The organism is Streptomyces sp. WAC07094, assembly GCF_036320405.1.
Taxonomy (GTDB): Bacteria; Actinomycetota; Actinomycetes; order Streptomycetales; family Streptomycetaceae; genus Streptomyces; species Streptomyces lannensis.
This window is the reverse complement of the sequence record NZ_JAVMJZ010000001.1, coordinates 7,451,182-7,475,595: the sequence shown is the minus strand read 5'-3', so window position 1 is coordinate 7,475,595 and position 24,414 is coordinate 7,451,182. Positions and strand designations below refer to the sequence as shown.

The following is a 24,414-nucleotide window of genomic DNA, read 5'->3' as shown; positions in this document are numbered from 1 at the left end:
ATCGGGCGCAAACGGCCGCCGGAGTGCTGCTGATCAGCTGATCGACCACCCGAGGAGAGGTTGATGAAACTTAAATTAAACCTGACGGTTCGACAGCCATCGCGTGCCGGGGGGGCTTTGCAGCGGCCGGTGTGACGAATGCGCGGAGGGCGCCCCCGTCGGTCAAGACCGCCGCCCGCGCGCGCCTGCTTCAGGCCGCCCGCGCCGGACGGAAACCCGACCCCGAACAGGCCCGGCTGGTACGGATGGTGGAGTACAAGGTCGAAGACCGCGGCAACGCGACCGACCGCGAGCTGTTCTGCCTGCTCACCACGCTCACCGACCCCCTCACCCATCCCGCACCCCTGCTGGCGTACACCTACGCCGAGCGGCGGGACGAGCTCCTTGTGCAGGGTGAGCGAGAGACCGACTCCGAGCACCTCGTCAACTGCGGGACCCGTCCAGGCGTTGCGCGTGCCGCGTAGTGCCCTTTACCTCAGTGTGTTGCGTTGAAACTGCTGCAGCGACGGACAGGGGAAGGGAAGATCGTTTCCGTGACGATCAACCCGCCTGGCCCCCGTGGATGTACCCATCCCTTCTGCGAAGGAGCGGTGATCCCGGCCCGCCTCCACTGTCTGGAACACGCAACGGACAGCGAGCGAAACTTCGCGATGACCGCGATCACCATGGGCTTCATCCATGACTTCAGCGGAGTGAAGTTCACCGCCGACCTGTTCGCGGCTGTGCGCAGCGCGTCACGGCTCTCGCTGGAAGCGGCACAGTTCGAGGAGGCCGTCTTCGACGCCGGCGCTGACTTCAGCCGCTTCGAGTTCATGGGCGCTACGTCCTTCAAGAGGGCGCGCTTCGGCGGTGTAGCCGACTTCAGTGGTACTCGCTTCAGAGGCGGCGAAGTGTCCTTCGAGGGAGCCCAGTTCGAGGACGCTTGCATCTTCGATGGTGCCGCCTTCTCCTGGAACGGCGCGACCTTTCCCAGCCACACCGTCGACCCCCAAGCGAAGTCGGCCGACTTCACACGAATCAAGTGCAAAGGCGAGGCCTCATTCCAAAAGCTCTGGGTAGCCCAGAACTGGATCCTCACGGGCGCGGAGATCGAGGGAAGCCTGAGCGGAACGGCGTGGTGCGGCGGCTCGATGCTATTGCGTAAGGCCACTCTGACCAAGAGCGTGAAGCTGGAGCTTGATGCAGCCGAGGTCGACTGCCAGGCCGTCACATTCGGCGGCCAAATGGCGCTGCAGCTACGCAACGCGCGACTGCTGCTCAACGATGCCACGCTGAGCGCCAAGTCGTCAGTCGTCTACGACGAAAAACGGTTGCAACTACCCCGCAGCCTTCCCATGCCCCGAGGGCTCGCCAAGCCGAAACTGACCGGACTACGGCACGTCGATACCTCACATCTCATGCTGATTGATCTCGATCTGGGCAGCTGTCACTTCGCCGATGCCCGCAACCTTGATCAGCTCTACCATTCCGGTTGCGAGTTCGAGAAACCACCCCGGCTGTCCTGGGCCATGGGCGTGATACCCATACGTCCCGTGCGGCGGGACGTTCTTGCTGACGAACGCTCACCGGAGGTCGGCCGCAGCACTGTTGCCTCCCTGTACCGGCAGCTACGAAAAGGGCGTGAGGACGGAAAGGACGAGGCCGGTGCCAGCGGTTTCTACTACGGCGAAATGGAGATGCGCCGCCGTCGCGGCGCGAGGCACACGACCACTACCGAGCGCTGGATCCTGCACTCCTACTGGCTGATGTCGGGGTACGGCTTGCGCGCCATGCGCGCACTCGGGTGGCTCCTCACGGCCATCACCGCGACGATCATCCTGATGATGGGCGTAGGTCTCCCCAATGCCGATCCCGATCAGACAGTGACCGGCAACATGCCGCCGGCTGGCGGACAGGTCGAGCTCCAGGTTAAAACCCCCGACGCCAAGCTGACGGTTCCCATTCGTAGCCGGTTCACCAAAAAACGGGCAAACTCCGCCCTCAAAGTAGTACTTAATTCGGTGGTATTCCGCTCCAGTGGTCAGAACCTCACTACATGGGGGACTTACGTCGAAATGGCGAGCCGCTTCACCGAACCCCTCTTGCTCGTCCTCGCAGGCCTGGCCATTCACGGGCGTGTCAAACGAGGTTGAGACCTCAGACCGCGGACGCGAGCGTCAAGAGGACGCCGAGGTGCCAGCCCGCAAGCAGGCGGCCGTGGAGCTGCTGCCGCTGATCGTGTCGGCGTCGACCGGGTCGGTGTTCAACAGCGAGTCCGGAGTCATCGACTCGCGCACGACCTGATCGCGGTGCCACCGGCCGACTGGCTCAACTCCCCCTACTGGACCCATCTTCGTCACCCCAAGCAGAAGACCACTGTTGTACTTGGCGGTCGTACCGGCCTCTGGAGGACCTCATGGACCGCCGTCGAGGCGGCCAGCAGCACACGCCCACGGCACCGTGAGGCGACATGATCTCCCGGGCGGCTCTGTCCGCGGCGTCGGCGGGGGCTTACCAGTTCCGCCACGCCCGGCTGCGGGAGCGCCTCGTGCCAGCCGACCAGCACGCCCCGGTGCTTCGGGCGGGCGTGCGGTGGGACGGCGAGAAACTACAGGTCACGGCAATGACGCGGCCTCCGCTCGGCCCGTTCCTGCGCAAGAGGTTCCCGCCCGGCATGCTCCTCCTCGACGCCGCCGCCATCGCGATGGCCTGGGCTGTCGGGGTTGGCCTGACCACGGTGTTGCAGATCGAGGGCCTCTATCCGCTCGGGGTGGCAGCCCTTGCTGCGTTCCTCCGCCTGAAGGTGCCCAGGTGGAGGAACAACGTGCGGATCACCGCGGAGGTGGTCGAGGGCGGCACCACTCAGCGTCCGTTCCGCTACCGAACCGACGACGCCGCCGAGTTGACCGTGCGCCCGCTGCGCGTACGCCTGCGCCAGGAGTGGCGGTCCAGCCCCTATTACGCCGTCCACGTCCGCCTGCGCCCCGGGGCGCCGTTGACCGGCCACCACGCACAGACGGCGGTCGGATCCGATGGCTGGATCCCGCTGTGGGTGATCGGCACCACGCCTGAAGTGCACCCTGCGCTGGCCCAGGCCCTGTCCCAATGCGTTCCGGGACGCTGGCGGCCCCCGGCGCAGTAATGGAAGCGCACATCGACTCGACTGTCTGACGGGTTCGCTTCTCAGGGAGGGGTCGTGACCCCGCCGGCACGGCCTGCGCCGGCACAGGACACGGGCTCCGCGCCCGCCTCGCCCCCTTCGGGGCTGGAGTGGGATGGGTCGCCGGTACGACCCGCGTCACACCAGGTGGTCTGGCCTGAGCCCGACGTGGGCGAGGCCCAGGGGGAACTCGTCGACAAGTTCCCAGGCTGCGAGGCCCTGCTCGTGAGCGTGCCGGTCCCCTGCACGAAGCCCGACGGCACCACTGGAACCGACCTGTACCTGAGCAAGGACGGCCAGGCCGCCTTCGCCGCCGACCTGTCCACAGCGGCTTTCCGGCTTCTGCAGTCCACTCAGCAATCCTTCGACGTCGCCCCCTTCATCCATCCGGCAAAGGCCGCCGCGTGGCAGACCATCCGGACGTCACCACCCGCCCCCCTCGAGGACAACCGCACAGGCGACCTGCTGACACCCCGCCCCGCCTGCTCCGGCCCCACCATCACGGGCCGGCGCACGTCAGATTCGCGACGCCGAAGGTAAGGAGTCGGGGCCTCGTTGCGCGCATTGCTGGAGAGCCGCGCTGTGCCTTCTTGCTCCGGCCGACTACGACGTGGCGGCCCCGTAGTCAGGTCGCCGGTGTGGTCCAGTCGAGCAGGGCGCCCAGCTCCGCGACCGTCGCGACCGCATCGGTGCGGTGGATGGTGTGGATGCCCGGGGCCTCGGTGGGCTGGCAGTTGCCAAACTCCCGCACCCGGCGCGGGGGAGCTCCTAGGGCTGCGGGGTGAAGGATTCGACATAGTCCAGGGCGCCGTGAAGGGCGTCGCGCAGCGGCGTGGTGTTCCCGGCCGCCTGGTCCAGGAGCATCCCGCCCTGGAAGGCCGCCGCCAGCAGATGGGTCAGCGCAGCAGGGTCGGCCTCGGCGCGCAGTTCGCCCCGCTCACGCATGGCGGTCAGTCCACGGAGGAACAGCTCCTGCCACCTCTCGAAGCCGTCAGCGATTGCACTCCGGTGGGAGGGCTGTCCTTTGATCAGCTCGGCGGCCAGCGAGCCGAATGTGCATCCGCCATGCAGTGCTTCCCGGGCTGCGACGAAGGTGTCGGCCCATAGACGGAGGGCGGCGAGGCTGTCGAGCCTGCCCTCGGGTATGCGCGGATCGGTGACGATCTGCTCGGCCTGCCACTGGAGTACCGCGCGGACCAAGGACTCCTTGGTGGGGAAGTGACGGGTCATCTGGGAGCCACTGACGCCGGCGATCGCGCGGATCTTCTCGTCGTTGGTGTTGTGCACGCCGTGTTCGTAGATCAGGTCTGCGGCTGCGCTGACGATGCGCTCCCGAGTCGCCCGGCCCTTTGCGGTCAGTTTCGGGGGCCGCCTCTCGCTGGTGGTGGTCATGGGGTCACCCTAACACAGAAAGTGGGGTTGACACCCCCTTTTTTTGGGTGTTCCATGCCTTCAGGTCGAAAGAGGGGTTGGAACCCCATTTCTTGCTCAAGTGAAGCGGTGTCCAGTCAGCCGTCAGCGCAGGCCGCCGTGTCGGCGTCGCAGCACGCGGGGCCGAGGGGGCTGCCTGCGATGCTCGCCGTCCGCTCCCGCTCGGCGACGTGACAGCCAGGCGCGACAACCATCTCCTGGCAAACCTCGGGACGAAAACACCCGTCACTTCTCCACGGAAAAGGAACCCATCATGCAACGGAACCTCCTCGTGATCGGAGCCACCGGCCAGACCGGTGGCCACACCGCCCGCCTACTCCTTGAACGCGGTCACCACGTGCGCACACTCGTGCGCCGCAGGGACGACGCCGCCGCGCGACTGGCCGAGCTGGGAGCCGAGATCGTGGAAGGCGACGTCCAGGACCTGCACTCCCTGGATCGCGCGACTCAGGGGATCGACGCCCTTTACTTCACCTACCCCATCCTCCCCGGCCTGATGGACGCCACCGCGAACGTGGCCCAGGCCGCTGAGGACAACGGTGTCAAGGCGATCGTGAACATGTCCCAGAAGTCCGCCCGCCGCGAGAGCGCCAGCAACGCGGCCCGCCAGCATTGGGTCGCCGAACGCCTCCTGGACCGCTCACCCTTCGCAGCAACCCACCTGCACCCCACGTTCTTTGCCGAATGGCTGGTCAACATGTGGGACGGGAGCGGCGAGCTGCGGTTCCCCTTCGCCGATGGACGTCATGCCCCCATCGCAGCCAGCGACCAGGCGCGCGTGATCGCGGCCATCCTCGAGGAGCCCACCCCGCACGCCGGCAAGATCTACCCCCTGTACGGACCGGTCGAGCTCAACCACCACGAGATCGCCGAGAGGATGACGCGGACGCTGGGCCGGCAGGTCACCTACGTACCCATCGAACTCGACGAATTCGAGGACATCCTCAAGAAGCGCGACATGTCGCCGCACATGATCCAGCACCTCCTCGCCGCCGCCGTCGACTACCGCAACGGCATCTTCGCCGGAACCAACGACCTAGTGAAGAGCATCGGCGGCATCGAGCCACTCGACGTCGAATCCTTCGTCGCCCGCAACCGGGCCTTCTACGACGCCCACACGGCCTGACCCACAGGAGAACGCAATGAGTATTTGGTTCATCACAGGCTCGTCCCGCGGTCTCGGCTTGGAAATCACGCGCGCGGCGCTCGCAGCAGGACACCAGGTTGTGGCAACAGCCCGAAAGGCCGAAGCCCTCCGCGAACAATTTCCCGATGCCGCAGACGCGCTGCTGGCCGTCCCTTTGGACGTCACCGACCCCCACAGCATCCAGGCGGCCGTGGACGCGGCCGTGCACCGGTTCGGACGGATCGACGTCCTGGTCAACAACGCCGGAACGGGCCTGCTGGCAGCCATCGAGGAATCCGACGACGCAGCAGTACGGCGGATGTACGAGACCAACGTATTCGGCCTTCTCGCCGTTCAGCGCGCGGTACTGCCGGTCCTGCGGCGCCAGCGCTCCGGACACGTGATCAACATAAGCTCGATCGTGGGCTTCGCCACCTCACCGGGCTGGGGGATCTACGCCTCGACGAAGTTCGCCGTCGAAGCGATCGGCGAGACACTCGCCGCCGAGCTTGCTCCCCTGGGAGTGCGCGTGACACTCGTGGAACCAGGCTTCTTCCGCACCGACTTCCTTGACCCGGTCAGCCTGCACAGCAACGTCGAGATCATCGAGGACTACGCGCCCACCGCTGGCGCGGTGCGCAACGCCATGTCAGACCTCAACCATTCCCAGCCAGGTGACCCGGTCAAAGGCGCCCGCGCCATCGTCGACATCGTCCAGGCGCCTGAACCCCCTCTGCGCCTGCAGTTGGGTGCCGACACCCATCAGGCCTACGAGGCCAAACTCACCCGAGTCCGCGAAGAGATGAACGCCTGGCGCCACGTAGCCCTCAGCACAGACCACGACTGAGAAGAGCCCCGGGCCGGCAGCGTTGCAGCCAGACCGATGTCTAGCCAGCCGTCCACGAACCGGCCCCAAGACCAGCGCGCAACCCGACCATCAAGCGGGCTCCCCCCACGGGATCGGGCGGCGGCCCGAGGAGGGGTACATGTTTCACAAACTGGTCACGGAGAGTGCGACACTGCCGGAAGCGTGCGGCCCGCCGTGCCGATTACCCCAAGAGTCTTGCGCGACGGCAGCATGGCCTGACACAGCGTCAGGGAAGCACTCCTCTCGCCACCGAGACCGTCGTATCCGGTCGTGACTGGCACACCAGGCCGGCCCTTGGAGTCCCCATGGCCGCTCACGGCTGCGCCCACCTGACGAACCCACATGCCAGATCCTGAAGGAAGATCCATGTCGCAATCCCCTGTGGATTCCATTCTCGGCGATACAGCCGCGGTGCGGCCGCAGGCCCCCGAAGGGGGCCGCACCGGGCGCATCAAACCGCATCCGGCACTCGTGCTGACCGTGCTGGCCACGTCGATGTTCCTGTCCGCACTGGACTCGTTCGTCGTCAACGTCGCCCTGGCCCCCATAGGACGGGGTCTGGGGGAAGCTTCGCTGTCCCACCTGAGCTGGATTCTCAACGCCTACGCCATCGTCTACGCGGCGTTCCTGGTTCCGGCCGGCCGTCTGGTCGACCGCTACGGCCGCAAAGCGGGCTTCCTACTGGGCCTCGGCGTCTTCACCGCGGCCAGCCTGGGCGCTGCACTGAGCGGCAACCTCTGGGTCCTGGTTGCCTTCCGTTTCCTCCAGGCGGTCGGCGCAGCCATCCTCACCCCGTCGAGTCTCGGCCTCGTGCTCACCACAGCCCCGCCGAGCAAGGTCGGCAAATACGTCCAGATTTGGGCCGCTAGCGGTTCCCTCGCCGCCGCGGCCGGCCCCGTGGTCGGCGGGCTGCTCGTCCAGGTCTCATGGCAGTGGATTTTCCTGCTCAACCTACCGATCGGGATCCTCGCGCTGTTCATGGCGCAGCGACTGCTGCCGGCCGGACGCCGGGGCGATGACAAGCGCATACCCGATCTGGTTGGTGGAGCGCTGCTGGTCGCCGGGATAGGAGCGCTCGCTTTTGGGCTGGTCCAGGCTCCGGAGTGGGGCTGGGCCAGCGGTTGGACCATCGGAAGCTTCGTGACCGCCCTCGCCGCACTGACTCTGTGTGTAGTGCGATCGGCACGTCACTCGGTGCCCGTGGTCGACCTGAGCCTTCTACGCAACCGCGTATTCGGCTGGGCAAACGCTGCCATCCTGCTCTTCTACACCGCATTCGCCGGCCAACTGCTCGGACTCACCCTGTGGCTCCAGCAGACCTGGCACTGGTCAGCGATCAAGACCGGCCTCGGTATCGCGCCCGGCCCGGCCATGGTGTTCGCGAGCACACTGCTCGCTCAGCGTCTAGCCCGCCGGATCTCGATCGGCATCGTTGGGGCGACGGGCTCCCTGCTCGTCACCCTCGGGATTGCCTGGATCGTCCTGAACATCAGCAGCACGCCGAACTACGCAGCCGCCATCCTCCCTGGGTGGATGATCGCCGGTGTAGGCGTGGGCCTCGCTGTGCCGACGCTGGTCTCTTCCGCCACCTCCGGCCTGCCTCAGAACCGAGGGGCCTCTGGCAGTGCCATCGTCACCATGTCCCAACAAGTCGGCACCGTGCTCGGCGTCAGCCTCCTGGTCATCATCCTGGCAGCTGCTGGATCGGGTGGCCCCATACACGCCTTCTCCGTCGCGTGGTGGGTCTCGGCCGGTGTCATGGCTCTCAGCAGTGTTGCCGCGCTGGGCATCACGGACCGCCAGCCCAAGGCCGCCGCGAGTCGCCACTGAACTTGATCGGGCGAAGTCGGCAGCGGTCGCCCGACAAGGGCCGCCCGACTCACGGGTCTGCAGTGTTGCCTGGGCACTCCGTGGGGAACACCACCCGGTCCGGATGCCGCTGCGTCCTGGGTGCCGAGTCCGACGCTCCGCCTTGGCAACAGGGCCACCCGGTCGTCGAGACCACCGTTGGCCAGCACATCACCGAAGAACACGGCATCCCCCAGCACCTTGCGCGCGGGGGTCCGCCCCACGGGCCTGCTTGTGTCCGGGCGGCGTGAATCCCCGCTCCTCAGCGTCGTGGTACCGGGCGAGGGCATCGAGGACCGGAGCCTCATCATGGTTCAGACCCACGGATGACGCGTTCCTGAAACCGCGGCCGACATGTCCTGTGAACCCTCCGGGCGAGTGGCAGATCCCGGCGTGCGTGAGACGGCCGCCTGGGGTACTTGTGGCTGTGAAAGAAGAACGCCGACAGAGCGGGGTGCCGCAGATGTCGAACCCACAGCAACCCGAACAGCGCCGCAGCAGTAAGGGCGGCGCGACACCGCAGCCCAGCCGCTGAACTGAAGGCGCGGGAAGCCCGGGAGGCCGATACCAAGAGCGGCCACGCCCGCGCGCATGGCACGGACAAGGGCAGCAAGGGCGGAGGAAAGGGCGGCGGCGTGCCGCCGGAGCAGCAGCCTGACCATCCGTGACGCGAGGAAACACTCAGTCCCGGAATCCGACACGACCTCTGTCAGCAAGGGAGGCGCCATTATGCCGGCCGGATCGAGCTCCAAGCGGGAGCGACAGTACGAGCACATCAAAGAAAGCGCTGAGGACCGCGGTGAGTCGACCAGGCGCGCCAAGGAGATCGCCGCGCGGACCGTGAACAAGGAGCGGGCGCGCTCCGGCGAGTCAAAGACCGCCAGCAAGACCTCCACCCGTGACCCGAAGTCGGCTTCACAGCGCGGAGGGCAGCGCTCCCACAGTGGGGCGGAGGGCCCCACCAAGGACCAGCTGTACGAAGAGGCCAAGAAGCGCAACATCGACGGCCGCTCCTCCATGACCAAGCAGCAGCTGAAGAACGCACTCGGTCGATGACCTCGGCGACGGACGTCTCTGACCCACGTTGAACATAGGACCGAAGACGAAGCCTGCCCAAACCACAAGTGGCTCCTCGCCCGCCGGGCTGACCGGCAGCGGCAGGGACGACAGGCATCCCATAGCGGCCCCTGCCGGCGGCCCGAGCTCTGCTGGAGTGTGCGCTCCCACACGTCCCGGGCGGCCGCGAGCTGTCCGCGCACGTCGGCCACGTCGAGGAAGTCGCCCCGGGCGAGCCGGTGGGTGGTGATCCTCGGCTGCAGGTGGCGCACCGCAGCCAGCCCGGGCCGCTGACAGTGACTCCCAGGCGGCATGTCCGCGTTCCTCTACCGCCAGTAGAGGAACGCGGGAGAGTCGGGACATGGCAGCGGACGAGACGAGCATCAAGGTGAGCGTGGCCGCGCGGGACCGGTTGGCCCAGCTGGCGGCCGAGCACGGCACGACCATTCGCGGCCTGGTCGAGGACCTGGCGCAGAGCACGCCGACGCAGGCCGAATACGTCGAGCGTGCCGAGCTGGCCCGCGCCGAGCTCGTCTCCGCCCTGGGTAGCGCGCCGAGTCCGGAGGCAGAGGCGAAAGCCCGAGCTCTACTGGAGCGCCTGGGCGCCGCCTCGCACGGTCCGCGGGCGGCCGCATAGTGGCGGCGATCGCGGTCGTCCTGGACCACACGACCGCCGCGGCGCTGTACGACCCGAAGGGTCCGTTCAACGAGGCGGTCGCCGCGTTCTACGTCCAGACCTCGGGCGGACTCGGTGATGTGTATGCGCCGGTGCTGTCACTGACGGCCGGCGACGCCGAGCGGCCCGGCTTGCTCAGCTACATCAAGGGCCTGCGGTTCATCCACATCGAGGCCTTCGACACCGACGCCGCGGTCACCGCCACCGAACTACTGCGCTTCGGACACTCCTGGGCCGCCGTCCACGCCATCCACGCCGCCCGCCCCTCCGCCACCCACCCCACCGGCCGGTTCCTACTCACCCTCACCCCTAAGGCATACGCAGGCACCGGCGTTCAAGCCGTCCACCCAGGCCAATAGCGGGTGAGCCGCCCGACGGCAGTAGGCGGTCGCGCGAGCGCGCCTGTTCCGCCGACACGATCGTCGCTTCGGCCCGGACACCGGACGGCCGAGCGCGTCGTATTGCGTGGCGGTGGTGTTTCTCCCGCCGTCGTTGTTGGACAAGCGGTACTCACATGTTCGAACGGACAAGTCCTAGCCGAGGCGTAAGGCAGGTCTTAAGCCCGTCACCTGCTGGAGCATGACCGGCGGCAGCGGCTCCCAGGCCGCTGCCGCCGAGCCGACCACGGCCCCCTTACCTCCCTTGACGGGCACGCATGCGTACGCCGCTCCCGTAGAGGCGTCCGCCGATCCCCCGGTTCCGTACGACGGACCTGCCCTCCGGCCGCGTAGAGCAGATGACGGATTCACCCACGGAGGGGACCGCACGATGACAGCGCGTGCACTCAAGGGGGCACTGAGGGGTGCCAGGGGTACGGCGATCGCGGCGGCGGCGATGGCCGTGCTGACCGCGTCGCAGGCGCCGAGGGCGGCCTCGGCCGAGGCCGCGGAGCCCGCGCGGAGGGCGGCACCCCCCGAGCACGGCCTCAGCGTGTCCGGCAACACCCCGTACCGCACCGATCTTCCCCCGCTGCGGACGCGGAAGAAGGGCTCGGCACAGGGAATGACGGGCGGCGGCGCCCTGCCCGCGAGCGTGTTCGCCGCGTACCGGCGTGCCGAGGAGGAGCTGGCTCGGAGCGCGCCACGCTGCCGGCTGCGTTGGCAGCTGTTGGCCGCGATCGGCCAGGTGGAGTCCGGGCAGGCGCGGGGCGGCCGGGTGACCCGGGACGGTACGACCGTGACGCCCGTCCTCGGTCCGCGGCTGACCGGCGGTGCCTTCGCTGTCGTGGCGGATACCGACGGCGGCGCGTACGACGGGGATGCGGTGTACGACCGCGCGGTCGGCCCGATGCAGTTCATCCCGTCCACCTGGGCCCGCTGGGGAGCGGACGGCAACGGCGATGGCCGGATGGATCCGAACAACGTCTACGACGCGGCGCTCGCCGCCGGCCGCTACCTGTGCGCGGGCGGCCGGGACCTGTCGACCCCGGTCGACCTGGACCGGGCGATCCTGGGCTACAACCACTCGGACGCCTATCTACGCACCGTCAAGGCGTGGTACGCGTACTACCTGACCGGACACCGCGTGGTGCCGGACGTGTCCGACGGATCCCGGTCGGCCCGGCCGGAGCCGTCCCGCCCGAAGAGGCCGAAGCCCTCGCCGTCGAAGCCGTCGGACGAGCGGAAGCCGGGCTCTGGTCCTTCGAGCACGCCGTTGACGTCGCCCACCTCACCATCTCCCAGCCCGTCCCCCAAGGCCGGCGTCCCGAAGAAGTCCGGGACGCCGCTGGTTCCGGTCCCCGAGCCGACCCTCACGCTGCCCGGCGGCGGTGTGCTGCCCGACGCGGGGGCGCTGACCACCGGCAACGGCTGAACACGATGGGCGACTCCCCCTCCACAACTGCCACTACTCGGCGGTAATGTCGCCACCGTCGGAAGCACAGGACCGGCGGGTGAGTGCGAAGGGGCTCTCATGGCGACGGACATGCCTGCGGACACAGCGGCCGCAGACGCGCGTTGGCAGCGCATGTGGAGCCATCGCGAGCAGCTGCTCAAGGTGGCTCGGCGGCGATCCATGAGCCAGGAGGACGCTGAGGACGCCGTTCACGAGGCGATGCTGCGCGCCGCGGAGCGCCCGGACCTTGACGACGAGCGGCTGGGCGCCTGGTTGACGACGGTGACGATGCGGCTGTGTGTCGACCGGTACCGGCAGGTCAACCGCGAGGCCGAGGTGGGCCGCCTGCCCACACTCGTCGCGCCGGGCCCGGTACCCGTCGAGGAGGCGGTGTGCGACCGGGCCGAGGCGAAGTGGCTTGCTGTGCGCAGCGGTGAGTTGCCCGTCCGGCAGGCGGAGGCGCTTCGGCTGAGGTCCGAGGACTTGGACGTGAGTCAGGTCGCGGTGCGGATGGGACTCAGCTACCGGACTGTCGAGTCGCTGCTGGCCCGGGCTCGGCGGACGTTGCGCGCCTCGCTGGCCGGGACGCTCGGGCTGGTGCTGTTCTTGGTCGGGCGCGGGCGGCTGCGCGGGGGCGGCAATGTGCAGGCGGTCGTGGTCACTTCGACGGCGGCGACCCTGGTGGTGGCGGGGTTGGTGCTGCCGTACGCGCTCGACGGGGGCGGAGACGGAAACGGTCCGGTGCCGCGGCCCGCCGTGTCCAGCGACGCGCAGTTCCTGGACGGCGAGGCCGCGGGCCGGGGGCGCAACTCCGCGACGCCCGCCCCCTCGCCCTCGGCGTCCGGGGCTTGGGGCCGGACGCTCTCACCCACTGAGGGAACATCCGTGCCGCTGAGGGTGTCGGTGCCGTCCCCGCCGGAGGTATCCGCGTCGACGCTCTCGGGGTTGTCGGTGCCGCAGGTTCCGCAGGTGCCCGAGGTGCCGGACTTGCCGACTGCCGTGGCCGGCCTGCCGAGGGGGTCGGCGGCCTCGTCGGTCCCGTCGCTTCCCCCGGCCTCGGTGGTGCCGGCCGCTCCGCTGTTCGTCCCCACCCCGAGGACGCCTTCACGCACGCCGTTGCCGAAGCTGCCGTAGCGCCTCGTACACGCGTCCGCGGAAAAATCTTTCTCCGCCGCGACGGACGCCCCTGTCCTCCCCGTAGAGCAGATGTCGGAGCTGCTCCACGGGCGAAGGATGGAACCGGATGGGTGTCGAGATCTGTGTGGAAGGGCTGACCAAGTCCTTCGGCCGCCAGGTCATCTGGCAGGACGTCTCGCTGACGCTGCCCGCCGGGGAGGTCTCGGTGATGCTCGGCCCCTCGGGGACGGGCAAGTCGGTGTTCCTCAAGACGCTCGTGGGGCTGCTGAAGCCGGAGCAGGGCTCGGTGAAGGTCGCGGGCCGGGACATCACCCGCCTGCGTGAGCACGACCTGTACGAGGTGCGGAAGCTGTTCGGCGTGCTGTTCCAGGACGGCGCGCTGTTCGGCTCGATGAACCTGTACGACAACATCGCCTTCCCGCTGCGCGAGCACACCCGCAAGTCCGAGAGCGAGATCAAGCGGATCGTCCTTGAAAAAATGGACATGGTCGGGCTGATCGGCGCCGAGGGAAAACTGCCTGGTGAGATCTCCGGCGGTATGCGCAAGCGGGCCGGGCTCGCCCGTGCCCTGGTCCTCGACCCGGAGATCATCCTGTTCGACGAGCCGGACTCGGGTCTGGACCCGGTCCGCGTGGCCTACCTCAACCAGCTCATCGTCGACCTCAACGCACAGATCGACGCGACCTTCCTGATCGTCACCCACGACATCGCCTCGGCCCGCCAGGTCCCGGACAACATCGGGCTGCTGTTCCGGCGCGAGCTGGTGATGTTCGGGCCCCGCGAGGAGCTGCTGGCCAGTGACGAGCCCGTCGTACGGCAGTTTTTGAACGGCCGGATGCAGGGGCCGATCGGCATGGCGGAGGAGAAGGACGCGGCCCAGCTCGAGCAGGAGCTGGCTCAGATCGACGAGGGCGGCCCGGCCGATGCGCTGGCTCCCCGCCTGCTTCCCGGCCCCGGCATCACCCGCCCGCCGCGCTGGGAGGCGATCGCGAGACGCGAGGACAAGCTGCACGGGACGGGGGTGGCGGACGCATGAGGCTCTCCCCGACGGGCGCGCTGCGGCACTCGGGCAGCCTCTTCGCGATGGCGCTGGACGTCGTCCGGTCCCTGCCCCGCCGGCCCTTCCAGGCGAGGGAGTTCATCCAGCAGGCGTGGTTCGTCGCGAGCGTCACGATCCTGCCCACGGCTTTGGTGTCGATTCCCTTCGGGGCGGTCATCGCGCTGCAGATCGGCAGCCTGACCCGGCAGTTGGGCGCGCAGTCCTTCTCCGGTGCCGCGTCCGTGCTCGCCGTGCTGCGAGAGGCCTCGCCGATCGTCACCGCGCTGCTGATCGCGGGCGCGGGCGGCACGGCGATCTGCGCGGATCTTGGGGCGCGCAAGATCCGGGACGAGATCGACGCGATGCAGGTGCTCGGCATCGATCCGATCCACCGGCTCGTCGTACCGCGGGTGCTGGCGTCGATGGTCGTGGCCGTGCTGCTCAACGGCCTGGTCTCGGTGGTCGGTGTCGCGGGCGGCTACTTCTTCAACGTCATCCTCCAGCACGGCACGCCCGGCGCCTACATGGCGTCCTTCACCACCCTCGCGCAGCTGTCAGATTTGTGGGCGGCGGAGATCAAGGCGCTGGTGTTCGGGGCCATCGCGGCGATCGTCGCCTCGTACAAGGGGCTGACGGCGCAGGGCGGTCCGAAAGGTGTGGGCGATGCCGTCAACCAGTCCGTGGTGATCACTTTCATGTTGCTGTTCGTGACGAACTTCGTGATGACTGCCGTGTACTTCCAGGTCGTCCCGCAGAGGGGTTAGCCGATGAGACCGCGACAACTCCTCGATCGCCCCTTGCGTTCACTCGAAGAGCTCGGCGCCCAGCTGTCCTTCTACGGTCGCTCCTTGGCTTGGACGGGTCACACCCTGCGCCGCTACAAGAAGGAGATCCTGCGGCTGCTCGCCGAGGTGAGCTTCGGGCGTGGCGCGCTCGCCGTCGTCGGTGGCACGGTCGGCGTGATCGCGTTCCTGTCCTTCTTCACCGGCACCGAGGTCGGCCTCCAGGGCTACGCGGCCCTCAACCAGCTCGGCACCTCCAACTTCGTGGCGTTCTTGTCGGCGTACTTCAACACCCGGGAGATCGCCCCGCTGGTGGCCGGGCTCGCCCTGTCCGCGACGGTCGGCGCCGGGTTCACCGCGCAGCTCGGCGCTATGCGGATCAGCGAGGAGACCGACGCGCTGGAGGTGATGGGCGTGCCGTCGCTGCCGTTCCTGGTGACGACGCGGATGATGGCCGGCTTCGTCGCGGTGATCCCGCTGTACGTGATCGGGCTGCTGTCTTCGTACCTGGCCGCCCGCACCATCACCACCGGCTACTACGGGCAGTCGACCGGCACGTACGACCACTACTTCCACCAGTACCTGCCGCCTGTCGACGTGTTCTGGTCCTTCGGCAAGGTGATCGTCTTCGCCCTGCTGATCATCCTGGTGCACTGCTACTACGGCTACCACGCAAGCGGCGGCCCGGCCGGTGTCGGCGTCGCGGTGGGCCGGGCGGTGCGGACCTCGATCGTCGCCATCAACGTCCTGGACTTCTTCCTCAGCCTGGCGATCTGGGGCGCCAACACGACAGTACGGATTGCGGGGTGAGAGCGGTGCGCATGCACACGATGAGACTCAGGCTGTACGGGCTCGCGTTCCTCGCCGTGCTCGCGCTGCTGCTGTCACTCGCGGTGGCCGTCTACCAGCAGGCGTTCACCTCCGTGGTGCCCATCACCCTGGAGGCCGACACCCTCGGCAACCAGCTCGATCCACGCGCCGACGTCAAGCTGCGCGGACTGCTGGTCGGCGAGGTACGCGAGGTGCACGCCGACGGCACGAAAGCGATCCTCGACATCGCGCTCAACCCGCAGTACGTGCCGGACATCCCCTCCGACGTGCACGCGCGGCTGCTGCCCAAGACGCTGTTCGGCGAGAAGTACGTCGACCTGGTCGCCCCCGCCGACGCTGCTCGGCCCATCCAGGCGGGCGACGTCATCACCCAGGACCGCACGAAGGTCGGCATCGAAGTGCAGCAGCTGATGAACGACCTGCTGCCGCTGCTGCGCACGGTCCAGCCGGGTGAACTCAACGCCACACTGTCGGCGTTCGCGACCGCGCTGGAGGGCCGCGGCGACCGGATCGGCGACAACCTCACCCGGGTCGAGGGCTATCTGCGCCGCCTCAACCCGCACATGCCCTCCCTCAAGGAGGACATCACACGGTTCGCGGACGTCGCCGAGGTGTACGGCGACGCCGCGCCCGACCTGATGCGGATCCTGCGCAACACGGTCACCACCAGCCGAACGATCGTCGAGAAGAAGGACCAGTTGGCGTCGGCTCTGCGCGCGACCGCCTCCATGGCGGGCACGGCGAACGACTTCCTTTCCGAGAACGGCAGCCGGCTGATCACCCTGGGCCGGGTCTCGCGCCCCACGCTGGAGCTGTTCGCCCGCTACTCCCCCGAGTACCCGTGCCTGTTTAAGGGCCTGGTCCGGCAGGAGAAGGCGTCCGAGGACGCGTTCCGGGGTGGCGAGATGCGGATCACCCTCGAGGTCGTCCGGCCGCAGGGGGCCTACCGGCTCGGTGAGGAGCCGGTGTACGGCGAGCGATCCGGCCCGAACTGCCGCGGCCTGCCGCATCCGCAGATGCCCGGGCCGAAGCCCCATCTCGACGACGGTACGTCGGCCGGGGATTCCGGCGACGCACTTCCTGGAGGTGTCGGCGTGTCCGCCACCCGGGCCGAGCAGCGGGCCGTCGACTCACTCGTGGCCCCCGTCATGGGCGTGGCTGCGGACCAGGTGCCACCCGTGGCGACCCTGCTGTTCGGGCCGCTCGCGCGGGGAACGGCGGTGAGTGTCGCATGAGCAGCTCAGGAGCCCAGCAGACCGTCGCCCCGCTGGTCAAGTTCAGTCTCTTCGCCCTGGTCACGATCGCGGCGACGGCGCTGCTCGCCGCCACCATCGTCAACGTCTCCTTCACCCCCAAGGACACCTATCACGCGGTGTTCACCGACGTCACCGGGCTGGAGAGCGGCGATGACATTCGGGTGGCCGGAGTGCAGGTGGGACAGGTCGAGGGCATCCGCATCAAGGACCGGACCCTGGCGGAGGTCACGTTCACCGTCAGCGCCGGCCGTCCGCTGCTCGCCGGGACCCACGCGGTCGTCCGCTACCGCAACCTGGTCGGGCAGCGGTACATCGCACTCACTGAGGGCACCGGCGACGTCACCGCCCTACTGCGGCCGGGCGGCACCATCCCGCTGTCGCGGACCCAGCCCGCGCTGGACCTCAACGCCCTGCTGAACGGCTTCAAGCCGCTGTTCGCCGCGCTCAACCCGAGCGACGTCAACCAGCTCGCCACCGAGATCGTTCAGACCCTGCAGGGCGAGGGCGGCACGGTGAACAGCCTGCTCGCACACACGGCGTCGCTCACCAGCACCCTCGCCGACCGCGACAAGCTGATCGGATCGGTCATCGACAACCTGAACACCGTCCTGGAGACGCTCGACAAGCGCGGCTCCCGCTTCTCCGCGCTACTCACGCAGCTGCGCCGGGTGGTTGCGGGGCTGTCCGCCGACCGCCGGCCCATCGGGGAGTCGCTGGTGAGCATCGGCAACCTCACGGACGTCACGTCGGGGCTGCTGAAGGACGCGCGCCCACCGCTGAAGGACGACATCACCGGGCTCGGCGATCTGACCGGAACGCTGAATGAGAACGAGAACACCGTGGAGGGTCTCCTGAAGCGGCTTCCGAACAAGCTCGAGAAGCTGACAGGGACCGCCTCGTACGGCTCGTGGTTCAACTTCTACCTCTGCGACTTCGACGGCCGGATCGTGCTGCCGAAGACCAAGCAAGTGATCAACCCAGAGCTGCATGTGGCGCGGGCGAGGTGTGGCGGATGAGCCTGCGCATCAGGCGGCGCACTGTCCGCCGCCCCGAGCCGCTGATCAAAGTCCGGGTCCTGGCGCCGAAGCTGCCCAGGTTGCTGCCCAAGCGCACACCCCGCCCCGCACCCCTGGTGAAGGTGCGCGTCCTGCCGCCCAAGCTGCCCAGGATCCGGCTCAAGCGCCCACGCCTGAAGTCCTTCCGCGAACGCAACCCGGTCGTCGTCGGTGCTGTCGGCCTCACCGTCCTCGCGCTGCTCACCGTTGCCGCCTTCAACGCCGACAGCCTGCCACTGATCGGCGGCGGCGACACCTACAGCGCGGCCTTCTCCGAAGCCGGCGGGCTCAAGCCGGGCGACGAGGTACGGATCGCCGGGGTCAAGGTCGGCAAGGTCAAGGGCGTCGACCTGGACGGCGACCACGTCAAGGTGACCTTCAAAGTGAAAGGCCGCCCGGCGTTCGGCACCGACACGGGTGCCTCGATCCGGGTCAAGACGATCCTCGGCGCGAAGTACCTGGCCCTGTACCCGAAGGGGCCCGGCCAGTTGAAGCCGGGCAGCGAGATCCCGCTTCGGCGGACCGTGTCGGCGTACGACGTCGTCCAGGCCTTCAGCGACCTGACGACCACCACCGAGGAGATCGACACCGGCCGGCTCGCGAAGGCACTGGACACGATCTCCGTCACCTTCCAGGACTCCCCCGAGGAGGTGCGGGTGTCGATCAAGGGGCTGTCGCGGATCTCCCGGACCGTCGCCGCCCGTGACAAGGCGCTGCACGGTCTCCTCGACCATGCGAACGGAGTCACCGAGGTGCTGGCCGGTCACACGAAGGACTTCTCCGCGCTGGTGAAGGACGGTGACGCCTTGTTCATGGAGATCAACAAGCGGCGCACGGCGATCCACAAGCTGCTCAAGAGCTCCGCGCTGCTGGGCATCGAGCTGTCCGGCCTGGTCGACGACAACAGCAAGGAGATCGGGCCCGCACTGAGGAACCTCAACACCTTCGTGACGATGCTCGACCGCAACCAGGCGAGCCTGGACCGCAGCGTCCGGCTGCTCGCCCCCTACGTGCGGCTCTTCACCAACACCCTCGGCAACGGCCGCTGGTTCGACTCCTACATCCAGAACATGGTCGCCGCCCCGGTCACGCCACGGACGGGAGGCACCCGATGACCCGCAGACTCCTGGCCCTGTTCACCGCGCTCGCGATCGTCGTCGGCGTCGCCGTCGTCCTGTGGCCGGGCCCCGGTCCCGTCCGCGTCACGGCGTACTTCCCGCGCACCGTCGGCATCTACCCCGGCTCTGACGTCCGCGTCCTCGGCGTCCGCATCGGCGAGGTCAAGAAGATCACGCCTGAGGGCGGCCGAGTACGGGTGGAGCTGGAATACGACCGGGGCCGCAACGTCCCCGCCGACGCCCAGGCCGCCATCGTCAACTCCTCGGTGGTCAGCGACCGGTACGTGCAGCTGCTGCCGGTGTACCGCAAGGGCGCGGTGCTGCGGGACGGAGACGTCATCCCCGAGTCCCGTACGGCTGTTCCCGTCGAGCTGGACCGGATCTTCGACAGCCTGCACACCACCGCCGAGGCACTCGGCCCGAACGGTGCCAACAAGCAGGGTGCCCTGTCCCGGCTGCTCGCAGTGAGCGCGGACAACCTCAAGGGACAGGGCGCGAACCTGAACCAGACGGTGCAGGACCTGTCCCAGGCGGTCACCACGCTGTCCGACGGGCGGGGTGACCTGTTCGCGACCGTGCGGAACCTTCAGGTGTTCACGGCCGCGCTGGCGGCGGACGACACCAGCGTGCGGTCGTTCAACACCGACCTCGCCGACGTGGCCGGGCAGCTCGCCGGGGAGCGTAAAGATCTCGCGGCCGCGCTGAAATACCTGGCGGCCGCACTCGGCGACGTGTCCGGCTTCGTGAAGGGCAACAAGAAGGAGCTGACCTCAGATGTGAAGGGCCTGGCCAAGGTCACCAAGGTCCTGATCACCCAACGGGCCGCTCTGGAGGAGTTGCTGAGCGTCGCCCCCACGGGCCTGTCGAACCTGCAGAACGCCTACAATCCCGCCGCCGGCACCCTCGACACCCGCAACAACGCGCAAGCCCCGCAGGATCCGTCCTCCCTTCTCTGTTCGATCCTGAAGACGACCGGCGACGACCACGACAACTGTGCCCGGCTGAAGAAGCTCTTCGGCACCCTGCCCAAGATTCCCTCGGCGCCGACGTCGCCGGGCACGGTCGACAAGACCCTCGGCGGAATTCTGGGGGCACCGGCATGAGCGTGCGGCGCAAGGGGCGGGTGGCCGCCTGGACGACGGTCGGCTCGCTGCTGCTGACCGGCTGCGACTTCAACGGCTGGTACGACGTCTCGCTGCCCGGCGGCGCCGCCTCGGACGGTCACGCCTACCACGTCACCGTCGACTTCCGGGACGTCCTGGACCTGGTGCCGCAGTCGGCGGTCAAGGTCAACAACGTCACCGTCGGCACGGTCGAGAAGATGGACTTGGACGGCTGGCACGCCCGCGTGCGGCTCAGGATCGCCGACTCGGTGAAACTGCCCGGCAACGCGGTCGCCGATCTGAGGCAGACCAGCATGCTCGGCGAGAAGTACGTCGCCCTGTCCGCGCCGGCCGACACGCGGCCCGTCGGACGGCTCCGCGACGGCGATCGCATCCCGCTGTCCCGCAGCGGCCGCAACCCGGAGGTCGAGGAGGTGCTGTCGGCCCTGTCCGCGCTGCTCAACGGCGGCGGGGTGGCACAGCTGAAGACGATCACCGTCGAGTTGAACAAGGCCATCAGCGGCCGCGAGGACCAGGTCAGGTCCCTGCTGAAGCAGCTCGACACCTTCCTCGGCGGCCTGGATGACCAGCGGGCGGACATCGTGCGCGCGCTGCAGGGCGTCGACCGGCTCGCAAAGCGGCTGAAGAAGGAGAAGAAGACGATCACCCTGGCCGTCGACACCATGCCGCCCGCCCTGAAGGCCCTCGCCGACCAGCGCAAGGACCTGACGAAGATGCTCACCGCCCTGTCCAGGCTCGGCAAGACCGGCACCAAGGTGGTCAACGCCTCCCACGATGACACCGTCGCCAACCTGAAGAAGCTCCAGCCCATCCTGCAGGAGCTGAACAAGGCGGGCGACGACCTGCCCAACTCCCTCGAACTCCTCACCACGTACCCGTTCCCGCGCAACGCGACGGACGCCGTCAAGGGCGACTACGTCAACCTGAAGATCACCGCCGACCTCGACCTGGCCGGCCTCTACGGCAACGTCACCGGCCGACCTGGCAAGGGCGGGAAGTCCCCGGCCCCCGGGCCACCGCATCTTCCCGGCGTCCCCACTCCCGCCCCTCTCCCGTCTGTCCCATCCCTGCCGGGCACCCCGTCCGTGCCCGGCGTGCCGCCCGTACCCTCCGCGCCCGCCGTGCCCTCGACGCCTCCCGACGGCAGCACCCTGCTGTGCCCGCCGATGTGCACCGCCGCCTACGGCACTGAGGGCGGCTCGCGTCGCCTCCCGCCGGGGGTCGATCCTCGCCTCGCCGAGCTGATGCTGAAGGGGATACTGCCGTGATCACACGTACGGTCAGGGCGCAGCTGCTCGCCTTCGCGACGGTCACCGCCCTCGGTGTGTCCTACGTCGGCGCCCGGTACACGGGCCTGGTGGACGATGTTTTGCACCGCGGGTACACCGTGCGCGCCGACTTCGCCGAGTCCGGGGGCGTCTTCCCGGGCGCCGAGGTCACCTATCGGGGGGTGCCGGTGGGCCGCGTGGGCGATCTGCAGCTGACCGGGTCCGGCATCTCGGTGGCGCTGAAGATCGAGGACGGTGCCCCGAAGATCCCGGCCGACACGCTCGCGGTGGTCGCCGACCGTTCGGCGGTGGGCGAGCAGTACGTCGACCTCCAGCCACAGCGGTCGGGCGGGCCGTACCTCACGGACGGCAGCCCGATCCCGCGCAGCCGCACCCGGACCCCGCTGCCGGTCACCGACCTGGTCCTCAGCCTCGACCGGCTGGTCAACTCGGTCGGCAAGGACGATCTGCGGGTCACCGTCGACGAGCTGGGCAAGGCGTTCGCCGGCACCGGACCGAACCTGAGCCGGCTGGTGGACTCCGGTGACGCGCTGGTGGAGTCGGCATCCGGGTCGCTCCCCCAAACGGTGTCGCTGATCGAGGACTCGCGGAAGGTGCTCAAGACACAGGCCGACCAGGGCTCGGCCATCAAGTCGTTCTCCCGCGATCTCGCCACGCTCACCCAGCAGCTGAAGTCGAGCGACGGCGATCTGCGCCGGCTGATCGGCTCCACTGGGCCCGCCGCGCAGGAGGTCGACTCCCTGCTGAAGTCCACGCGGCCGCACGTGCCGGTCCTGCTGACCAACCTCATCAGCGGCGGCCAGATCACCGTGGCCCGGCTGCCCGGCGTCGAACAGGCTCTGGTCACGCTCCCGCTCACTGTCGCGGGCAGCTACACGGTCATCCCCGGCGACGGCACCACCCACTTCGGGCTGACCGTGAACGCCGACGACCCTCCCGCGTGCACCCAGGGCTACAACACCCAGCGGCGCGACCCCGCCGACACCGGCACACGCCCGGCGAACACCGACGCGCGCTGCACCCTGCCGCGCGGCAGCAAGACCTCGGTGCGCGGAGCACAGAACGCGCCCGGCGCGAAACCCGGCCGGTACAGCGCCGGCCAGGCCGCGTTCGTGGCCCCCTACGACCCGGAGACCGGCACCGTGACCGGACCGGACGGAACGCCCCTCGCGATCGGCTCGACGGGCGGGGAACAGACCGTGTTCGGAAAGGAGTCGTGGCAATGGCTGCTCGTGGGACCGATGGCGTGAGAGGCGGACGCATGAGGCTGCTGTCGGCGGGGCTGATCGCCGCGACCGTGTTGACGACCGTGCTGTGTGTCTGGCTGGGCTGGAAGCTGTCCGACCAGCACGCGAAGGAGCAGCGCCGTCAGGACATCCTGGCGGCGGCCCGCCAGTCGGCACTGAGCTTCACCTCGCTCGACTACCGGCACTACGACCGGGACAGCAGCAATGTACTCAAGGGCGCCACCGGCGAGTTCAAGAAGGAGTTCGCCGCGCAGACCGCACAACTGACGAAGCTGGTCGCGCAGAACAAGTCGGTGTCCGAGGGGCAGGTCCTGGAAGCGGGCATCGTGCGATCCGACGCGCACTCGGCCCGGGTCCTGGTCGTGGCCGACAGCAAGGTGACCAACACCGCCGCGCCCGAGGGCCAGGCGCGCGCCTACCGGCTCCAGCTCGACCTCACGCGCGTGGCCGGCCGCTGGCTGACCTCCGACGTCGCGTTCGTGGGCTGACCCAGCCGTGAGGCCATCGATGAGGAGAGACACCGTGGCGAACCCGCCCTCCCGCACCCGCGGCACCGGCTCACCGGCCCGCCGCACCATGACCGCGGCCGCCCGCGCGGCAGCCAAGCGCGCCGGGCGGCCCGCGCCCCCCGAGCGCGGTGCCCGCCAGGAAGAGCAGACCCGCTCCGGGCGCACCCTGCTCGTCGAACCCCCGGCGAACGGCTGGGAGGACCCGCCGGAGCCCGAGTCGTTCGAGGAGGAGCCGGACGACGGCACGCCCCTCCGCAAGGCCGGGCGGAGCGTGCTCACCGCGGTGCTGGGCGTCGTCCTCGTCGCGGCCCTGGTCGCGGCCGCCGTGCTCGGCTGGCAGTACCAGCAGGGGCGGCAGGCGGAGCAGGCCCGCGACGAGGCCCTCGCGGCTGCGCGGAAGGCGGCGCCGGTCGTGCTGTCGTACGACTATCGGCACTTGGACCGGGACTTCTCCCGGGCCCGCGCCCTGCTGACCGGGCACTTCCGCGACCAGTACGGCAAGACCACGAAGGCGGTGGTCGCGCCGACCGCGACGAAGTACCACGGTGTGGTGAAGGCGACCGTGGCCACCCCCGCCGACGGCGGCGCCCCCGCGGTCTCCGTTGTGTCGGCCACACCGGACCGGGCCGTCGTCCTGCTCTTCGTCAACCAGGTCACCCAGAGCACTCAGGTCCCAGAGCCCCGGCTGGATCTGAACCGGGTGCGTATGACGCTCACCCGCACCTCCGACGGCTGGAAGGTGAGCGGCGTCGACGCCCTCTGACAAGCATGGCGTAAGTGCCCTCGCGCAGGCGCGCGGGGGCACTTTTTCGCCGGGGCTACGCCACCCCCGAGCAAACTACGTCACCCTCCTGCCGACCCCCTGAGCACCCGTCCGGCCCGTTTCGAAAAGAGTTCGGTTTCTCGCGACGGACGCCGCCTGCCTCCCCGTAGAGCAGACGAAGGCATCACCCGTACCGCCACTTCGTCCGACTCGCGAACCCACGAGGTACCTGTGGCTCTCTTCTCCGCACTCCGGCTTCACCACCATCCGCGGTCGCGGGGGCGTCT

25 protein-coding genes and 1 pseudogene are annotated in these 24,414 nt (G+C 68.8%); 23 read left to right on the top strand and 3 right to left on the bottom strand.

What is annotated here, in order from left to right:
• Window positions 1–131 precede the first annotated feature (131 nt).
• The 4 genes from RCR19_RS33455 to RCR19_RS33440 all read left to right on the top strand — a co-directional run bounded on the left by RCR19_RS33455 (window position 132) and on the right by RCR19_RS33440 (window position 3,679).
• On the top strand, window positions 132–464 hold the full coding sequence (locus RCR19_RS33455; RefSeq protein WP_331268499.1) for a hypothetical protein: 333 nt from the start codon (window positions 132–134) through the stop codon (window positions 462–464).
• A 24-nt stretch (window positions 465–488) separates the two neighbouring features.
• Window positions 489–2,132, top strand: coding sequence for a pentapeptide repeat-containing protein (locus tag RCR19_RS33450; RefSeq protein ID WP_331268498.1), 1,644 nt, complete (start codon window positions 489–491; stop codon window positions 2,130–2,132).
• Window positions 2,133–2,449: 317 nt separating this feature from the next.
• Window positions 2,450–3,121 (top strand): hypothetical protein, encoded by a 672-nt coding sequence (locus RCR19_RS33445; protein WP_331268497.1) that lies wholly within the window; start codon window positions 2,450–2,452, stop codon window positions 3,119–3,121.
• Window positions 3,122–3,286: 165 nt separating this feature from the next.
• Window positions 3,287–3,679, top strand: coding sequence for a hypothetical protein (locus RCR19_RS33440; RefSeq protein WP_331268496.1), 393 nt, complete (start codon window positions 3,287–3,289; stop codon window positions 3,677–3,679).
• Window positions 3,680–3,764: 85 nt separating this feature from the next.
• Here RCR19_RS33440 and RCR19_RS33435 read toward each other — a convergent pair whose 3' ends face one another.
• Both RCR19_RS33435 and RCR19_RS33430 read right to left on the bottom strand, forming a co-directional pair.
• A complete protein-coding gene (locus tag RCR19_RS33435; RefSeq protein WP_331268495.1) occupies window positions 3,765–3,890 on the bottom strand; it encodes a hypothetical protein in 126 nt (41 codons plus the stop codon).
• A 17-nt stretch (window positions 3,891–3,907) separates the two neighbouring features.
• Window positions 3,908–4,531, bottom strand: a complete 624-nt coding sequence (locus RCR19_RS33430) for a TetR/AcrR family transcriptional regulator (protein ID WP_331268494.1) — start codon at window positions 4,529–4,531, stop codon at window positions 3,908–3,910.
• A 292-nt stretch (window positions 4,532–4,823) separates the two neighbouring features.
• Between RCR19_RS33430 and RCR19_RS33425 the strand changes: the two genes are divergently transcribed.
• The 3 genes from RCR19_RS33425 (at window position 4,824) to RCR19_RS33415 (ending at window position 8,394) form a co-directional block, all read left to right on the top strand.
• Window positions 4,824–5,696: an NmrA family NAD(P)-binding protein gene (locus tag RCR19_RS33425; protein ID WP_331268493.1), complete on the top strand. Its 873-nt coding sequence runs from the start codon at window positions 4,824–4,826 to the stop codon at window positions 5,694–5,696.
• A gap of 16 nt (window positions 5,697–5,712) precedes the next feature.
• Window positions 5,713–6,543, top strand: coding sequence for an oxidoreductase (locus tag RCR19_RS33420; protein ID WP_331268492.1), 831 nt, complete (start codon window positions 5,713–5,715; stop codon window positions 6,541–6,543).
• Window positions 6,544–6,930: 387 nt separating this feature from the next.
• Window positions 6,931–8,394 (top strand): MFS transporter, encoded by a 1,464-nt coding sequence (locus RCR19_RS33415; protein ID WP_331268491.1) that lies wholly within the window; start codon window positions 6,931–6,933, stop codon window positions 8,392–8,394.
• A gap of 158 nt (window positions 8,395–8,552) precedes the next feature.
• Here the strand turns inward: RCR19_RS33415 and RCR19_RS33410 are convergent.
• A pseudogene (locus tag RCR19_RS33410) lies at window positions 8,553–8,736 on the bottom strand (ornithine decarboxylase); the annotation flags it as partial.
• Window positions 8,737–9,141: 405 nt separating this feature from the next.
• Here RCR19_RS33410 and RCR19_RS33405 point away from each other — a divergent pair.
• The 16 genes from RCR19_RS33405 to RCR19_RS33330 all read left to right on the top strand — a co-directional run bounded on the left by RCR19_RS33405 (window position 9,142) and on the right by RCR19_RS33330 (window position 24,127).
• Window positions 9,142–9,468 (top strand): plasmid stabilization protein, encoded by a 327-nt coding sequence (locus RCR19_RS33405; RefSeq protein WP_331268490.1) that lies wholly within the window; start codon window positions 9,142–9,144, stop codon window positions 9,466–9,468.
• 361 nt (window positions 9,469–9,829) lie between these two features.
• Window positions 9,830–10,105: a hypothetical protein gene (locus RCR19_RS33400; protein ID WP_331268489.1), complete on the top strand. Its 276-nt coding sequence runs from the start codon at window positions 9,830–9,832 to the stop codon at window positions 10,103–10,105.
• Window positions 10,105–10,503, top strand: coding sequence for a hypothetical protein (locus RCR19_RS33395; RefSeq protein WP_331268488.1), 399 nt, complete (start codon window positions 10,105–10,107; stop codon window positions 10,501–10,503). The genes RCR19_RS33400 and RCR19_RS33395 overlap by 1 nt, the downstream gene beginning before the upstream one ends.
• 409 nt (window positions 10,504–10,912) lie before the next feature.
• On the top strand, window positions 10,913–11,956 hold the full coding sequence (locus RCR19_RS33390) for a lytic transglycosylase domain-containing protein (protein ID WP_331268487.1): 1,044 nt from the start codon (window positions 10,913–10,915) through the stop codon (window positions 11,954–11,956).
• Window positions 11,957–12,055: 99 nt separating this feature from the next.
• Entirely contained in the window at window positions 12,056–13,111 is a 1,056-nt protein-coding gene (locus RCR19_RS33385; RefSeq protein ID WP_331268486.1) for a sigma-70 family RNA polymerase sigma factor, read from the top strand.
• Between the two features lie 109 nt (window positions 13,112–13,220).
• Window positions 13,221–14,150, top strand: coding sequence for an ABC transporter ATP-binding protein (locus tag RCR19_RS33380; protein ID WP_331268485.1), 930 nt, complete (start codon window positions 13,221–13,223; stop codon window positions 14,148–14,150).
• Complete coding sequence (locus tag RCR19_RS33375; RefSeq protein WP_331268484.1) at window positions 14,147–14,917, top strand: ABC transporter permease; 771 nt, start codon at window positions 14,147–14,149, stop codon at window positions 14,915–14,917. The genes RCR19_RS33380 and RCR19_RS33375 overlap by 4 nt, the downstream gene beginning before the upstream one ends.
• 3 nt (window positions 14,918–14,920) lie before the next feature.
• On the top strand, window positions 14,921–15,745 hold the full coding sequence (locus tag RCR19_RS33370) for an ABC transporter permease (protein ID WP_331268483.1): 825 nt from the start codon (window positions 14,921–14,923) through the stop codon (window positions 15,743–15,745).
• Between the two features lie 11 nt (window positions 15,746–15,756).
• Window positions 15,757–17,001: an MCE family protein gene (locus RCR19_RS33365; RefSeq protein ID WP_331268482.1), complete on the top strand. Its 1,245-nt coding sequence runs from the start codon at window positions 15,757–15,759 to the stop codon at window positions 16,999–17,001.
• Window positions 16,998–18,038 carry an MCE family protein gene (locus RCR19_RS33360; protein ID WP_331268481.1) on the top strand — a complete coding sequence of 347 codons (1,041 nt, stop codon included), beginning with the start codon at window positions 16,998–17,000 and terminating at the stop codon, window positions 18,036–18,038. Before RCR19_RS33365 ends, RCR19_RS33360 begins: the two co-directional genes overlap by 4 nt.
• A 173-nt stretch (window positions 18,039–18,211) precedes the next feature.
• Window positions 18,212–19,192 carry an MCE family protein gene (locus RCR19_RS33355; RefSeq protein ID WP_331269624.1) on the top strand — a complete coding sequence of 327 codons (981 nt, stop codon included), beginning with the start codon at window positions 18,212–18,214 and terminating at the stop codon, window positions 19,190–19,192.
• Window positions 19,189–20,298 (top strand): MCE family protein, encoded by a 1,110-nt coding sequence (locus RCR19_RS33350; RefSeq protein WP_331268480.1) that lies wholly within the window; start codon window positions 19,189–19,191, stop codon window positions 20,296–20,298. The genes RCR19_RS33355 and RCR19_RS33350 overlap by 4 nt, the downstream gene beginning before the upstream one ends.
• Window positions 20,295–21,587: an MCE family protein gene (locus tag RCR19_RS33345; protein ID WP_331268479.1), complete on the top strand. Its 1,293-nt coding sequence runs from the start codon at window positions 20,295–20,297 to the stop codon at window positions 21,585–21,587. Before RCR19_RS33350 ends, RCR19_RS33345 begins: the two co-directional genes overlap by 4 nt.
• Window positions 21,584–22,858: an MlaD family protein gene (locus RCR19_RS33340; RefSeq protein ID WP_331268478.1), complete on the top strand. Its 1,275-nt coding sequence runs from the start codon at window positions 21,584–21,586 to the stop codon at window positions 22,856–22,858. Before RCR19_RS33345 ends, RCR19_RS33340 begins: the two co-directional genes overlap by 4 nt.
• Window positions 22,859–22,869: 11 nt before the next feature.
• Window positions 22,870–23,343, top strand: coding sequence for a hypothetical protein (locus tag RCR19_RS33335; RefSeq protein ID WP_331268477.1), 474 nt, complete (start codon window positions 22,870–22,872; stop codon window positions 23,341–23,343).
• Between the two features lie 34 nt (window positions 23,344–23,377).
• On the top strand, window positions 23,378–24,127 hold the full coding sequence (locus tag RCR19_RS33330; RefSeq protein WP_331268476.1) for a hypothetical protein: 750 nt from the start codon (window positions 23,378–23,380) through the stop codon (window positions 24,125–24,127).
• Window positions 24,128–24,414 lie beyond the last annotated feature (287 nt).

What these genes read in the sequence shown, in the direction of transcription:
- RCR19_RS33445 (WP_331268497.1), top strand. Translation starts at nt 2,450, where the DNA reads ATGATCTCCCGGGCGGCTCTGTCCGCGGCGTCGGCGGGGGCTTACCAG.
- RCR19_RS33430 (WP_331268494.1), bottom strand. Translation starts at nt 4,531, where the DNA reads ATGACCACCACCAGCGAGAGGCGGCCCCCGAAACTGACCGCAAAGGGC.
- RCR19_RS33425 (WP_331268493.1), top strand. Translation starts at nt 4,824, where the DNA reads ATGCAACGGAACCTCCTCGTGATCGGAGCCACCGGCCAGACCGGTGGC.
- RCR19_RS33420 (WP_331268492.1), top strand. Translation starts at nt 5,713, where the DNA reads ATGAGTATTTGGTTCATCACAGGCTCGTCCCGCGGTCTCGGCTTGGAA.
- RCR19_RS33415 (WP_331268491.1), top strand. Translation starts at nt 6,931, where the DNA reads ATGTCGCAATCCCCTGTGGATTCCATTCTCGGCGATACAGCCGCGGTG.
- RCR19_RS33405 (WP_331268490.1), top strand. Translation starts at nt 9,142, where the DNA reads ATGCCGGCCGGATCGAGCTCCAAGCGGGAGCGACAGTACGAGCACATC.
- RCR19_RS33400 (WP_331268489.1), top strand. Translation starts at nt 9,830, where the DNA reads ATGGCAGCGGACGAGACGAGCATCAAGGTGAGCGTGGCCGCGCGGGAC.
- RCR19_RS33390 (WP_331268487.1), top strand. Translation starts at nt 10,913, where the DNA reads ATGACAGCGCGTGCACTCAAGGGGGCACTGAGGGGTGCCAGGGGTACG.
- RCR19_RS33385 (WP_331268486.1), top strand. Translation starts at nt 12,056, where the DNA reads ATGGCGACGGACATGCCTGCGGACACAGCGGCCGCAGACGCGCGTTGG.
- RCR19_RS33380 (WP_331268485.1), top strand. Translation starts at nt 13,221, where the DNA reads ATGGGTGTCGAGATCTGTGTGGAAGGGCTGACCAAGTCCTTCGGCCGC.
- RCR19_RS33375 (WP_331268484.1), top strand. Translation starts at nt 14,147, where the DNA reads ATGAGGCTCTCCCCGACGGGCGCGCTGCGGCACTCGGGCAGCCTCTTC.
- RCR19_RS33370 (WP_331268483.1), top strand. Translation starts at nt 14,921, where the DNA reads ATGAGACCGCGACAACTCCTCGATCGCCCCTTGCGTTCACTCGAAGAG.
- RCR19_RS33365 (WP_331268482.1), top strand. Translation starts at nt 15,757, where the DNA reads ATGCACACGATGAGACTCAGGCTGTACGGGCTCGCGTTCCTCGCCGTG.
- RCR19_RS33360 (WP_331268481.1), top strand. Translation starts at nt 16,998, where the DNA reads ATGAGCAGCTCAGGAGCCCAGCAGACCGTCGCCCCGCTGGTCAAGTTC.
- RCR19_RS33350 (WP_331268480.1), top strand. Translation starts at nt 19,189, where the DNA reads ATGACCCGCAGACTCCTGGCCCTGTTCACCGCGCTCGCGATCGTCGTC.
- RCR19_RS33345 (WP_331268479.1), top strand. Translation starts at nt 20,295, where the DNA reads ATGAGCGTGCGGCGCAAGGGGCGGGTGGCCGCCTGGACGACGGTCGGC.
- RCR19_RS33335 (WP_331268477.1), top strand. Translation starts at nt 22,870, where the DNA reads ATGAGGCTGCTGTCGGCGGGGCTGATCGCCGCGACCGTGTTGACGACC.